Here is a 12,688-nt window from a genome sequence, read left to right on the forward strand (position 1 = left end):
TGATAAGGACTAAGGACTAATGACTAATGACTAAATTATCATTTTATTTCGGATGAACTGTTATATCTCTGGAAAATATAAATTGATTAACAGGAGATTTTTATGGAAGATGGATTCGAGATACTAAACCATGATGAAGTTGTGTCTATAAAACCGGACACTTTTAATAAGTTAAATATTGCTAAAACTTTTAAAGTCCGCGATTTGATTACAGCAATTAAGGAATATATTGGAGCAGAAGAAACAGATGAAGTAAATTTGTATACCCAAGGATTAAATTGTGAAGTTTTACAATTTAGTAATTTGGGATGGAAAAAAGGAAAAGTGAGACTTGCTTTAGAATTTTGTCCTGATGAATCTGAGTCACCACTTGATGAAATTTTTCAAAAACTCAAACAAGTGGAAAATTAATACTCAATAAGCAAAATATCCCCAACTTCTTCAAGAATTGGGGGATATGCGCCTCTTGATGTTTACAAATAACCGAGAGACTAAACTACAAAATTATCCCGTTATATCGAAAAGCATTATCCCAAACATAATCAATTACTGCTTTAGCTTCATCCAAAGGTAAAACGTGACATGCTCCTTGGCGATCGTAGGCTAGTAAAGGGACTTCTGGTACTTTGTCTGTTGTTTTGCTATTTTGAATTACTTGGCCGCGAATATCTTCTAGATTGCTTAGAGGCCCTTGAATATCAAAGTTAATCTTTGTGCCTAATTTATTGTCCATCCAAGTTTCAATGCGAGAATCTAATTGTTGAGGAGTTAATGGTGTGGGGCTAGTCAGTAAGTGATAATATGCCAGAATAATTTCCTTACATTCTTCTTCTTCTGCTAATTCCATAAACATTTGAAAAACACTATGATTGTTTCCTAAATTCTTGAAAAATAGCGTATCAGTTACAATTTTTTGAAATTTAATTTTTTTATTTTTGTAATTAGTGTATTGCGTAAAGGCAAATCCACCCAAAGCGATCGCTAATGATAAAGCTGCCACCAAGACGGGCATAAAATTTCTGACTTTATCCAACTCTACATTTAATGATTCAACCCAAAAAGTAACATTTAGTACTAGTAAAATTGCAGCAACTATTAATAATAAATTCGGCAACGTTCTTAATATCAAAGGAATTGCCGCGCCAATCGCCGGAATTCCAAATAGTAACCGATCTTTCCAGGTCATACTTGTTTTGACATTGGGAAAGATTAAGTCAACATCTAGTTTGGGAATATTTTTGTAGAAGTAAACATACATCTTACCGGGAATGAATTTTAATTCTTGGATCTTGTCTTTCTTCGCCCGAAAGTAAGCTGCTTCTTTGAACTTGACTAACAAAACTATCCGTTCAAAAATATCAATCGTTTTTTCTTCTTGCCAAAAGAAGAATTTTTTTACCGAAATTTTTTTAGAACTATCACCCCGGTAATAACAAATCAAGCGGTCAAAATCCTCAAAATTTACTTTAGTTTTCAATTCAATGAGAGATTTGGTTGCCAGCGCTCGTTTGAGAATCGATTCAGGTAAAAGAATATAATTAGCTCTTTCAACAATATGCCCAAAGGCTTCAACTACTTTCAACTCCATGTCATCATATTGCTCGAATGTTGGTGGAGTTACTGGTTGAATCTCTGCATTAGGGTTAAAGGGTACGTAGTTATCTTTGATAACTTCTAAGGTTTTGTGGAAGCGAAAGTGATAGTAAGCAATGAGGATTTGGCAGAAATCTTGAAATTTTTTGACATCAGCTTCATCTAGCTGACCGTCTTGCAGGCAAAGTTTGATAATATCACTGCGAGTGTAGGGAATAAACGCTTCTCGATTTTCGGAAACAGTCATATTCAAAGATGAATCAGAATCTAACTAGGGTTTGCCACATCCCACGAAAACGTCGGCCATGAGACATTATCTCTTCATTGGTAACTAAATTCTAGTATCCTGGGTGGTAAATCTAGCAGTTTTTTCTTGAGTCGAGGGAAAAAGTGAGTAGGGATATTTGCTTTGCCTTGCACATCTCCAATGCGTTCTGTTATTTTCAAAGACTGATTGAAAAGTGCGTAGGCGTGGCCCGCACTTCTCTACGAGACGCTGCGCGTAGCTTGCTTCCACGAAGTGGTACGACTTGGCTCAGTGACCATCGTAGACATCGCTCGGCATAGATCCTGATTCTCTCATTTAAATTACCATCAAGATTCATTAATAAAATAAAGATGTACTCATAACTGAGGAATGGGAAATCGATCATGCTAAATTACGATCCATTAGCTTGTTTGCCCTCATCTGAGGAGCTACCTGACTCTGACGAGACTCCCGTGGATAATGAATTGCAAGATTTGATTCCCGGTTTACTAAAAGCGCTTCTGGCAATGGCTTGGCCAGAACGCATGGATTGGTTTTTTGGTGTAGATATGGGTATTTATTATGACCCAGATTTACCAGCAATAGTCCCAGATGGGTTTTTGAGTTTGGGCGTAGAGCGATTTTATGATGAAAACCTCCGTCTAAGTTATGTGCTTTGGGAAGAGAGGAGAGTACCAATATTAGCGCTAGAAGTAGTATCTCAAAAATATCGTGGTGAGTACTCTACTAAAAAAGCAGAGTATGCGAAATTAGGGATTTTATATTATGTAATCTACAATCCAAATCGTCGTCGAAAGCCACGGTTGGAAATATACAAATTAATTAATGGTGGTTACACTGCATTAGAAGATGGTAATCCCGTTTGGTTGCCAGAGATTGGTTTAGGAATTGGCATGGAACGGGGAACTTATCTAGGCATTCCTCGCCAGTGGTTGTATTGGTATAACCAACAAGGGGAAAAGCTTTTAACACCCGAAGAAAACGCAAAACTCGCTCAACAGAAAACCCAGCAAGCAGAACAAAAAGCTCAACAAGCAGAACAAAAAGCTCAACAAGCAGAACAAAAAGCTCAACAAGCACAACGACGTGCTGAATTATTCGCAGAACAGTTGCGATCGCTTGGCATAGATCCTGATTCTCTTTCCTGAATTGCTGTAAAAACTCATTAACGAAGCTCAAAGGTTCATTAACGAAGCTTTGAGGTTCACGAATGAAGCTCCGAGGTTCATCAGCAAAGCTCTGAGGTTCACGAATAAAGCTCAAAGGTTCATCAACGAAGCTCCGAGGTTCGCGAATGAAGCTCAAAGGTTCATCAACGAAGCTCTGAGGTTCACGAATGAAGCTCTGACGTTCATCAACGAAGCTCCGAGGTTCATTAATGGAGTTCAAAGACTCGTCCGCGAGTAAAAAAGACTCGTCCGCGAGTAAAAAAGACTCGTCGCCGAGTATCAAAGACTCATCCGCGAGTAAAAAAGACTCGTCGCCGAGTATCAAAGACTCATCCGCGAGTAAAAAAGACTCGTCGCCGAGTATCAAAGACTCGTTCACGAGTATCAAAGACTCATTACAGCAATTTTCATATATTTAAAAAACACTCTCGCTTTCTTCTCTGCGCTTTTGCGCCCACCGTTCGCGTAGCGTCTCCGATAGGAGAAGTTTTGATCGGCAAAAGCCACTGCTCAAACTTCTCTCTGCCTGCGTGAGACAAAAAACTTTAGGTGCTGTAATTACGAATTACGAACTTGTACTGAGCTTGTCCTGAGCGTAGTCGAAGGGCGCAGTCGAAGTATTACGAATTACGCATTACCCTATCAAGACTTGCACTCACACTTTCAGCATCCGGTGACTGCACTCGCTGCAAAATCTCTAAAGCTGGTTGCAAATAGGATATCGCTTTAGTGTATTCACCCTGCTGTTCTGCCAAATGTCCTAACCACCACAGAGTCATTGCTTGGCCTTGGACATCTCCAGTGCGTTCTCTTATTTCCAAAGACTGATTGAAAAGTGCGATCGCTTCATCCACTTTCCCTTTGTTAGCGTAAAGAACTCCCAGATTGCTCAACGTCGTTGTTTTGCCTTGGACATTACCAATACGTTCATTTATTTCCAAAGACTGATTGAAAAGTGCGATCGCTTCATCCACATCCCCTTTGTTGGCGTAGATACCTGCTAGATTGTGCAACGTCACCGCTTTGCCTTGGAAATTTCCAATGCATTGTGTTATTTCCAAAGACTGATTGAAAAGTGCGATCGCTTCATCTACTTCTCCTTTGTTAGCGTAAAGAATTCCTAGATTGCTCAATGTCGCTGCTTTACCTTGGACATTTCCAATGCGTTGTGTTATTTCCAAAGATTGATTGTAAACTGCGATCGCTTTATCCACTTCCCCTTTGTTGGCGTAAAGAATTCCTAGATTGCTCAACATCGCGGCTTTGTTTTGGACATCACCAATGCGTTCAGTTATTTCCAAAGTCCATTTGTAGAGTGCGATCGCTTTATCCACATCCCCTGTGTCAGCATAGATACCTGCTAGTTCGTGCAACGTCGCCGCTTTGGTTTGGACATCACCAATGCGTTCAGTTATTTCCAAAGACTGATTGTAGAGTGCGATCGCTTGATCTACTTCCCCTTTATTGACGTAGATACCTGCCAGTTCGTGCAAAGTTAACGCTTTGGTTTGGACATCACCAATGCGTTCAGTTATTTCCAAAGACTGATTGTAGAATGCGAGCGCTTTATCCACATCCCCTTTGTTGGTGTAGATACCTGCTAGTTCGTGCAATGTCACCGCTTTATCCCATTCTCCTAAATCATGATAAGTGTCACCCAGTTCGTGGAGAACGCTGGCTTTGATTCCTGCTAAATTTCCATCTTCTTCAGTCAACTTCAAAGCTTTTAGCAAAAAATATTCTGCTTTTTCTACCTCAGCAATACTCTTATAAGCTGCCCCTAACTCCTGCAAAATAGTAATGCGGGTGCGTACATCAGTTGATGATTCCATTAGCAAGCGCTCAAGTAAATCAATCCGCTCTTGCCTTTCTGGTAAATCTAAACTTCCTAATATTCTCTCAGACTGAATAGTTTTTTCAATAGCCAACTTTTGAGTAGACTGGACTGTTTGAAAATAAAATACTCCTTTTCTCCATGCCCAAAAATCTGGGGCATATTTTGCCAAACGTGTTAGGGCATGATCTGGCAGAAATATCAGTATAGGGTGAGGAACACTATTAGTAAAAGCGTCTCGGACAAAGTTCAAGTCTTGCAGTACAGGCGGATATTCCCCAGATAAACCAATAGACTTTTCTAAACCGATCACAATTAAAACTAATTTTTTATCTGATTCTAAATGAATTTCTTTTAAATCACGAATAATCTCATCCCTTAAAAAACGCAAATTAGGGTCGGCAAAATTGAGAAGTTCAAACTGAATCTCATGACATTGAGGATGGTTGTTGAGGATTTCAATTAAAGTATTTCTATCTTCTGCAAAGTTAACAGCAACGAACCCAATCGTTAACTGAGTGTCAGCAAAGTCAATAAAGGTTAACAGTTCCGCTAATGACTGCTGATTTATTTGCACAAAAGTTTCTTTTTCTAAATTTAACTCAGGGGTTACTTGTGGCTGATTTGACTGCTTCTTGGAAAGCATGGATTTGCCTCACAACTGGATTAACATAATTCCAGCGATTTTTGCCGTTATATTCAAAAACCCAAAGATTGAACAGCATTAATCTGCCGATTTCATCTTTAGAAACATCTTTGTTGATATATATCGCAGCCAAAGCAGAATAGTATTCTGTTGATATACTCCGCTCAAAATTAAACTGCTCTTGCTTAATCGCATAAGTGATATCATCAGCAGTAACTTTTTCATGCTCACGAGTTGCTGCTGTAATAAATGCTTTTGATGCTATTTGCATCAATTGGCGGATGTGACCGCCGCTTGCTTTGGCTAAATCTACCAATAATTGACGCGATTCAAATACTGCGTCTACTTCAACTCTTTGTTCAATTAAACTCGTAATTGCTGTTATACCATCATCATTATAATCTAGCTCGTTTTTGTCTTGTTCAAACTCATATATGTTGACCATCGGCACAATATTAGGTGTGTCAAAGGAATTACTCAAATTATTTTCCGAATAGACAATAGAAATTGGCGCTGTATAGATAATCGTACAATGTAGACTTTGTAATTGAAATGCATAATCACAAAATAAATGTTTAGCTACATTTGGGGGCACTCTGTCTAAGTTATCAAAAATAATTAACAATCCCTTTTCGTATTCAGGATATTTGGATTTAAGCTTGACAAAAGCATCCCCTAGCAACAAATTTATATCTGCTTGTAAACGACCAATATCTTTTTGTAAATTCTGCCGAACCGTCTTTCTTTGTTTGTCAGCACCTTTAATTTGAGCTTGTATTTTACTCAAGAGCTTTGAAATAAAGGGAATCTTTATTCCTGCTTCTGCTTGAACACCGACACTTACTGACCTTTCAACTGTTTGTTCAGTTTCTTGAGTAATTTCTTTAAACCAAGACTCAAAATTATTTAAAAGTTGTGCATCAAAATTTAATTCCGATGCGTATAGTACATCAGCAAGTTTTTTAATAATTACTAAATATAAATCTGTGTATTCTGCGTCTAATACAGCAAATTTGAGGTTCATGAGGTACAGTAGCAGCAATTAGTAAACCAATTTTTTAGATGCTTTGGATCAACTAGTTTCAGCGCAATTTTAATTAAACCATCAACGACAGATGCACTCTTGGGAGAAAATTGTTTCAGAAAAGCTTTTAATTGTGACCACCAATGTTCAATTGGATTGAATTCAGGAGAATAAGGAGATAGATAAAGAACACTTGCTCCCACTCCTTCAATCAAAAGCTTAATCTCTTCGACTTTATGAGCAGGTAGATTATCCATTACAACGACTGCACCAACCCATAATTGCGGAAGTAAAAAATGTTCTACAAAAACTTTATATGCATCTCCATCCATTGAGCCGTTTAAAGTCATCACGGCTAAAACCTTCTTTAAGCTAATTCCTCCGATTACACTTATTTTTGCTCCCCGGTAATATGGTTTAAAATTATACGTTCTAGTACCGCGCTCGCTTCTTTGATGAGTTCTAGTTAAGCCAAGTAAAACACCCATTTCATCTATAAATACAAGGTCTTCTGGGTCTACTTGCTTTACTTTCTCCCAATACTCTATTCTCAGTTTTTGGACTCTTTCTGTTTTTCCTTGGCTGCACTTTCACTTTTTTTTCGCGTTAATTTTTGTTTTTGTAATGCACAACACATCACACTTGCACACACCCAAACGTTGTATTTTTCTCCAAAATATTCGCAATATTCCAATAAAGTTGCGTCTGGGTAAATTTGAACCATTTCGGCTAATTCGCTCACGAAATCATCTAACCTACCCTTCATGGCTCCACCTTGCTTTTTAGGTTCTAGATGTCCTTGCACTCTATGAAGTTGGATTAGCTTTTGCACATAGCTTTTTGCTACACCAAATTGCACAGCAACCTTTCTTATTGAAGTACCACCCTTTTCGTAAGTATTTACTATTTTTTCTCGTAAATCGATTGAGTATGCTTTCATTTTAAGTCTTGATACACCAATATTATGTGTACCTCATTTACCTCGAAAGTGCTGTATATCTAGTTCAGCGTCGGCTTCTATATAAATAACTTTATATTGAGATTCCCATTCTCGTTGAATCTTCCTTAATTCTGTGCTTTTACCGCATCCTCGATGTCCAGTAAATAGAAGGCTGCAAAATTCTGCGGGTTCAAGAAAACTTAAGCGAGTTTTAATAGTATTAATTGCTTCTGTCTTGCGAACTTTTGATAAATTAACATAATAACGTTCAATGTCTTTATTACTCACTAGAGGAGCTACATCACAAACACGAAAAGCAGCTTTAAGAGTATTAGCACGATTAGCAGGTAAGGAACTCATTAGGTATTATTTATATTAATAATTTATATATATTACAGCAACAAAATCTTAAAGCTTCTTGGCGTTAGATAACTTTTAATAATCACTGGCTCTCAACCAGAAGTATTGAAGTGATAGTATGTTCAGGAATACCTGGCGTTAGATTACCAACAGAATTGTATAATGTCTCTTGCTCCTTGGCGAGGTGCGATCGCTCATGCACTCCATCGCAACCGCAGCCTTGTTTATGCCCGTTACCTGCAATTAGCAACGCTACAAGCGAACGGCCGCCCCGCTAATCGTACCCTAGTTTTTCGCGGCTTCCTAGAAGGTACAAACCAGCTAAAATTTATCACCGATAACCGTAGCGCCAAAACAGATCGGATACAGCAACAACCTTGGGCAGAAGTTTGCTGGTACTTCCCCAATACACGAGAACAATTCCGCATCACTGGCTGTTTAACCCTAGTAAGCGGTAATGATTCCGATCGACATCTACAGCTAGCGCGGATCGCCATGTGGCAAGAATTGAGTGATGCGGCGCGTTTACAGTTTGCTTGGCCGCATCCTGGTAAACCCAGAAACCAAGAAGCAGGAGCCTTTGAGCCACCAGCACCCGATCCGGTCGAGCCAATGGCTAATTTTTGTCTACTGCTACTAGACCCAGTGCAAGTAGACCATTTAGAATTACGCGGCGAACCACAAAATCGATGGCTTTACCACCGTGATGACCAGCAAGAGTGGTCTAGCCAAGCGATTAATCCTTAAATATTGGAGTAGAGAGGCGATTAATTGCGTCTCTACAAAATGTTAGGAGTTGGAAATTGCAAACCTGCATTTATGATTTTTATTCCTCACTCCTCACTTTTAACTTCTCACTTTTTAAATGCCAGCACCATCTAGAAATTCTTGGATGGTCTTATCCTTGAGGTTGCACCAGCGAGTATCGTGGGTTGGTTCATCCTCTTTCGTTGCTAAACCACCCAATAAAACAGGAGTTTTGTCTGAAGAATTGTTGCGCTGAAGGGTTTGTATTTGTTCTTCCAACGCTTCAATCCGGTCTACTAAAGCACGAATTACTTGAGCTTCTGAATCTGGTAAGTTATTGTGTTCAAGAGGTGAAACCCGAACTCCAGAACGATACATAATGCGCCCAGGCACACCTACCACAGTACAGTCTGAAGGCACATCTCTGAGAACAACAGAACCAGCACCAATACGGACATTATTGCCAATTTGGATATTGCCCAGTACCTTCGCTCCAGCTCCAACTACGACGTTTTCGCCCACAGTAGGATGGCGCTTGCCACATTCTTTACCAGTACCCCCAAGGGTGACACCTTGATAAATTAGAGCATAGTCTCCGACGATCGCAGTTTCACCAATTACGACACCCATGCCGTGGTCAATGAACACACTTTGCCCAATTGTTGCACCAGGGTGGATTTCAATTCCAGTAAAAAACCGAGCCAAGTGAGAAATCAGGCGCGGAATAAAGGGAAGACCAACACTATACAACCAGTGAGCCAGCCTATGGAATAACAAGGCTTGCAAACCAGGGTAACAAAATAAAACTTCCAACCAGTTACGGGCAGCTGGGTCACGTTCAAATATGATACGAAAGTCAGCACGCAGTATAGATAGCACGAGATAGCACCCTCGGAAAGCACAACAAGCTACTATCCCATATTATCCTCTCAGGTGTTACACCTAAAAATTGGGCATAGGGAAGAGGACAAGGGGACAAGGAGAATTGGGGATAAGGGGAAAAACTTGTTGCAAGTTCTCACCTCTTGTCTCCTTGTCTCCTTGTCTCCCTTGCTCCCCTGCTCCCCTGCCTCCCCTACTCCCCACTTCACTGCTGCTCCACTTTCAGAGTATAATCCCGCTTGACTCCAGGATTAAATGTACCTACCCAAATCCGATAGGTGCCCTTTTTCCAGTCGCGATCGCTAACACTAGCATCTTTACTTTTGCCAGTATCATCGCCGCAACGAATTGTTGTTTTATCTGGGCCTTGGATGATTAAAGTGGTGTCGTTGTTGTTGCTATCAACTTGGATTGTTAGCTGAGGAAAGTCCTTTTCCAAAACCATAATGTGATCTGGTTTGGAATCGGCAAAGCCAATACAGGCTTTTTGATCGCGATCGCGGTTACTTATGGCAGACAATGAGTAAGAACCACCTGTAAATCCCTGCACTGTTCCTTGTGATGAATCAAAGTTTGCTGATAAGTTTAAAGTAGCAAAGTTTGCTGTTTGTGCGATTGCAGGGGTAGCTGCGATCGCGGTAAGTATAGCCAACAGCCAACCGCCGCAAAACTGAAGTCGGGGGCGACAGTATTTCATAGTAGCCCTCCAACAGGCTTTTAAATAAGTAGTGATATATACATATTCTAGTAAAAAAATTCCAGTGAAATTTCAATTGGTTGTGCCACAATCAAATGTGCCACAGTTAATGTTTTTCAAAGTGGACTGTTAATTGCTTGGTTATTTCTGGATCTAGACAGCAACATTAAATCCGCCCGTTGATAGTGGGGAATTTTTGCAATCAAGACATTAGTTACCAAATATTACAGAATATCTACGTAAATATTATGAGGCAAGAAAGTAGAGAAGTGAAAAGAATTTTTTCCCTTCTCTACTTTGAGCTTTTATGAAAATCTCACGAATTATGGAGTTTGAAGAAAACGCCACCTTTGAGCGATCGCGTGTCAGTTCCATAACTACTGACTGTGAGCGATCGCAGGTTGTTAAAAAATGGTTTACCTAAGACTTCCACTAGTTTGAGAATCGGTACTTGACGCTCTAACAAATTCTGGCTCTTTGTCCAGTCGAGATATACATAACCTTGGTTTGGTAGGGGAATTGCAGCGATACTATCTTTGAAATTAGGATTGTTAATTATGGAATTATCCTTGGTTGTGAGAATTTCATTGATCGTCTCCAAGTCAGACGCAAAAATTTCGTAATTTCCTAAAGTTGTGTGCAATCCCCGCACTTTTGTTTCAATGCTGAAAGATGCTCCTTCTTTGACATCGCTTTTTTTTGTAGCTGTGGTTAACTCTGTCCAAGCTGAGATTTTTTGCTTATCTATAGTTAAGGGATTAATGCTGAGTCCGTTGGATGAGGCGATCGCATCTAATCGAGCAACACCTTTTTCCACACTTTCGGATTTTTCTACTACAAAAATCCAATGGGGGGTTATTTGCTCTTTATCAGGTAACAATGCTAGGGCATATTCTCCTTGTACCCAACTGAAAATATCCTCTGGGAAGTTTATACCCCAGCGTTTTTGAACATCCACCAAAGGTTTTGCTAATCGGGAAACTATATCTTCCCCAGAACCATATATAGTTGCTGTTGCTTGTTTCCAGAGTTTGGCTAAGTCACTATCAGCCAAATTACTTAAATTCGAGCCGGAAATTGCTAAACCTGCGGATGCTGGAACATACTGCAATGCTCCCACAGGTTTAGATAACGGTGCAGATGGAGGGACAATTTCCGATGAAGTCAAAATGCTGGTTTCTGCCAGCAATCCTTGGGGATTCAACACTAAGGATATAATTTGACTGTTATAAAGTTGTTCTGGTAACTCTAACCCTTGCCATTTTGCGACGATGGGAAGATTCAAGAAAGCTACAGCCAATTTCCCTTTGAGCTGTTCTTTGGTAGCTTTTTGGTATTCGGGTGAGCTAGTTAAATTCAGATCGGGCGCTTGGACGTTATTGATCGCATCTCGTAATACTTTTGGGGTCGTTGGCAAATAAGACGAAGCTTTCACCGACAACAGCACCAGCAAGCAAATCTTGTTCTGGTTGAGAATTGTCAGAAATCAGCTTTACACCTTTATATTGTTCAACAGCTAAGTTTGCACCAGCTAAGGCCCGTTTGGAAAATAACAATTCGACAAACTCGCGGCTTTTCTCTGGTTGCTTGGTTGTTATTGCTAACAGATACCCTGGCTGCTGTCCGTTTTCTGGATCGCGATCGATATCTAAGGTAGTAACCGCTAATGTAATTTCGTCCCCTAACCAGGGTTGAATGTCTTGTTTGTAATCTATGCCACTCTTGCCGAATAAACTGGTTTTGAGTTTAGATAGTTCTTCTTCACGCTCCAACGCCTGCAAACGGTCAGGATTGGTCAATAATGAAACCATTGCAGGGGAAAGTTTTGACACGAATATGGCTGCACCAGGCCCAGAGCTAGAAGCAATAAGGTTAGCCGGACTTTTGGCGAAAAACCAGTAAAAGCCTGCGATCGCAATTACTAGCAGGGCGATCGCCCCAGCGACGATAAAACCGATAAATGAACGTTGCCTATTCACATTAAACCTATTAAAAAAGACGGTTTACAGCCATTTAAGCAGAAAGCCTAGCAGAATTAATCAACCTTCTTGAGAATGGATACTCATGCAAAGGCAGAGATTTTCTGTCACCATAAATAGGATTAGGACTGTTTATCGGGAATTCTTTTAGTCAACCCATGAACCAAATTAGTGTAGAAGAACTGGCGCAACGTCTTTCTTCTAGTGATGTAAGTATTCAGCTAGTAGATGTGCGTGAACCAGAAGAATTGGCGATCGCTAGCATTGAGGGCTTTGTAAACCTACCTTTAAGTCAATTTGCCGAATGGGGAGATCGAGTACCTACCCTCTTCAATCCCGAAGCCGAAACCTTGGTGTTATGCCACCACGGCATCCGCTCTGCCCAAATGTGCCAGTGGTTGATTGCTCAAGGTTTTACAAATGTGCAAAATATTTCGGGTGGTATTGATGCCTATTCCCAATTAGTAGACCCTTCAATTCCCCAGTATTAGCTTTTGCTGGGATACGTCACTCAGATGGAACTGACTCTTCCATCTGACTTTTGCTATG

At 40.1% G+C, this 12,688-nt stretch carries 12 protein-coding genes and 1 pseudogene; 4 read left to right on the forward strand and 9 right to left on the reverse strand.

From position 1 onward, the window contains the following. Positions 1–102: 102 nt before the first annotated feature. A complete protein-coding gene (locus NSTCB13_RS02660) occupies positions 103–411 on the forward strand; it encodes a KGK domain-containing protein (RefSeq protein ID WP_322697496.1) in 309 nt (102 codons plus the stop codon). A gap of 85 nt (positions 412–496) precedes the next feature. On the opposite strand, the gene NSTCB13_RS02665 is transcribed toward NSTCB13_RS02660, so the two are convergent. After that, positions 497–1,840 carry a TMEM143 family protein gene (locus NSTCB13_RS02665; protein WP_448271272.1) on the reverse strand — a complete coding sequence of 448 codons (1,344 nt, stop codon included), beginning with the start codon at positions 1,838–1,840 and terminating at the stop codon, positions 497–499. 404 nt (positions 1,841–2,244) lie between these two features. On the opposite strand from NSTCB13_RS02665, the gene NSTCB13_RS02670 reads away from it, so the two are divergent. After that, the gene (locus NSTCB13_RS02670; RefSeq protein WP_448271273.1) at positions 2,245–3,009 is read left to right on the forward strand and encodes a Uma2 family endonuclease; all 765 of its coding nucleotides are present in this window, start codon (positions 2,245–2,247) and stop codon (positions 3,007–3,009) included. A 641-nt stretch (positions 3,010–3,650) separates the two neighbouring features. Here the strand turns inward: NSTCB13_RS02670 and NSTCB13_RS02675 are convergent. Genes NSTCB13_RS02675 through NSTCB13_RS02695 form a run of 5 tightly spaced genes read right to left on the reverse strand, consistent with a single transcriptional unit; the run spans position 3,651 to position 7,834 of the window. Next, positions 3,651–5,510, reverse strand: a complete 1,860-nt coding sequence (locus tag NSTCB13_RS02675) for a tetratricopeptide repeat protein (protein ID WP_448271274.1) — start codon at positions 5,508–5,510, stop codon at positions 3,651–3,653. Then, complete coding sequence (locus NSTCB13_RS02680) at positions 5,467–6,534, reverse strand: ATP-binding protein (RefSeq protein ID WP_448271275.1); 1,068 nt, start codon at positions 6,532–6,534, stop codon at positions 5,467–5,469. Before NSTCB13_RS02680 ends, NSTCB13_RS02675 begins: the two co-directional genes overlap by 44 nt. Then, the gene (locus NSTCB13_RS02685) at positions 6,531–7,088 is read right to left on the reverse strand and encodes a transposase (protein WP_445632213.1); all 558 of its coding nucleotides are present in this window, start codon (positions 7,086–7,088) and stop codon (positions 6,531–6,533) included. The genes NSTCB13_RS02680 and NSTCB13_RS02685 overlap by 4 nt, the downstream gene beginning before the upstream one ends. Then, positions 7,085–7,474, reverse strand: a complete 390-nt coding sequence (locus tag NSTCB13_RS02690) for a helix-turn-helix domain-containing protein (RefSeq protein ID WP_445628212.1) — start codon at positions 7,472–7,474, stop codon at positions 7,085–7,087. Before NSTCB13_RS02690 ends, NSTCB13_RS02685 begins: the two co-directional genes overlap by 4 nt. Positions 7,475–7,507: 33 nt before the next feature. Beyond that, positions 7,508–7,834 carry a hypothetical protein gene (locus NSTCB13_RS02695; RefSeq protein WP_448271276.1) on the reverse strand — a complete coding sequence of 109 codons (327 nt, stop codon included), beginning with the start codon at positions 7,832–7,834 and terminating at the stop codon, positions 7,508–7,510. A gap of 162 nt (positions 7,835–7,996) precedes the next feature. Here NSTCB13_RS02695 and NSTCB13_RS02700 point away from each other — a divergent pair, with 162 nt between their 5' ends. Beyond that, entirely contained in the window at positions 7,997–8,581 is a 585-nt protein-coding gene (locus tag NSTCB13_RS02700) for an Npun_F5749 family FMN-dependent PPOX-type flavoprotein (RefSeq protein WP_448271277.1), read from the forward strand. 114 nt (positions 8,582–8,695) lie between these two features. Here NSTCB13_RS02700 and cysE read toward each other — a convergent pair whose 3' ends face one another. From cysE to NSTCB13_RS02715, 3 genes and pseudogenes are all read right to left on the reverse strand, one after another. After that, positions 8,696–9,460, reverse strand: coding sequence for a serine O-acetyltransferase (cysE, locus tag NSTCB13_RS02705; RefSeq protein ID WP_322697504.1), 765 nt, complete (start codon positions 9,458–9,460; stop codon positions 8,696–8,698). A gap of 208 nt (positions 9,461–9,668) precedes the next feature. Beyond that, positions 9,669–10,160, reverse strand: a complete 492-nt coding sequence (locus NSTCB13_RS02710; protein WP_448271278.1) for a hypothetical protein — start codon at positions 10,158–10,160, stop codon at positions 9,669–9,671. A gap of 316 nt (positions 10,161–10,476) precedes the next feature. Then, positions 10,477–12,139: pseudogene (locus tag NSTCB13_RS02715) on the reverse strand (DUF3352 domain-containing protein). A 158-nt stretch (positions 12,140–12,297) separates the two neighbouring features. On the opposite strand from NSTCB13_RS02715, the gene NSTCB13_RS02720 reads away from it, so the two are divergent. After that, positions 12,298–12,630, forward strand: coding sequence for a rhodanese-like domain-containing protein (locus tag NSTCB13_RS02720; RefSeq protein ID WP_322697507.1), 333 nt, complete (start codon positions 12,298–12,300; stop codon positions 12,628–12,630). Positions 12,631–12,688: the final 58 nt, after the last annotated feature.

Source organism: Nostoc sp. DSM 114160, assembly GCF_053470305.1.

What these genes read in the sequence shown, in the direction of transcription:
- NSTCB13_RS02690 (WP_445628212.1), bottom strand. Translation starts at nt 7,474, where the DNA reads ATGAAAGCATACTCAATCGATTTACGAGAAAAAATAGTAAATACTTAC.
- NSTCB13_RS02660 (WP_322697496.1), top strand. Translation starts at nt 103, where the DNA reads ATGGAAGATGGATTCGAGATACTAAACCATGATGAAGTTGTGTCTATA.
- NSTCB13_RS02700 (WP_448271277.1), top strand. Translation starts at nt 7,997, where the DNA reads ATGTCTCTTGCTCCTTGGCGAGGTGCGATCGCTCATGCACTCCATCGC.
- NSTCB13_RS02675 (WP_448271274.1), bottom strand. Translation starts at nt 5,510, where the DNA reads ATGCTTTCCAAGAAGCAGTCAAATCAGCCACAAGTAACCCCTGAGTTA.
- NSTCB13_RS02695 (WP_448271276.1), bottom strand. Translation starts at nt 7,834, where the DNA reads ATGAGTTCCTTACCTGCTAATCGTGCTAATACTCTTAAAGCTGCTTTT.
- NSTCB13_RS02720 (WP_322697507.1), top strand. Translation starts at nt 12,298, where the DNA reads ATGAACCAAATTAGTGTAGAAGAACTGGCGCAACGTCTTTCTTCTAGT.
- NSTCB13_RS02680 (WP_448271275.1), bottom strand. Translation starts at nt 6,534, where the DNA reads ATGAACCTCAAATTTGCTGTATTAGACGCAGAATACACAGATTTATAT.
- NSTCB13_RS02710 (WP_448271278.1), bottom strand. Translation starts at nt 10,160, where the DNA reads ATGAAATACTGTCGCCCCCGACTTCAGTTTTGCGGCGGTTGGCTGTTG.
- NSTCB13_RS02665 (WP_448271272.1), bottom strand. Translation starts at nt 1,840, where the DNA reads ATGACTGTTTCCGAAAATCGAGAAGCGTTTATTCCCTACACTCGCAGT.
- NSTCB13_RS02670 (WP_448271273.1), top strand. Translation starts at nt 2,245, where the DNA reads ATGCTAAATTACGATCCATTAGCTTGTTTGCCCTCATCTGAGGAGCTA.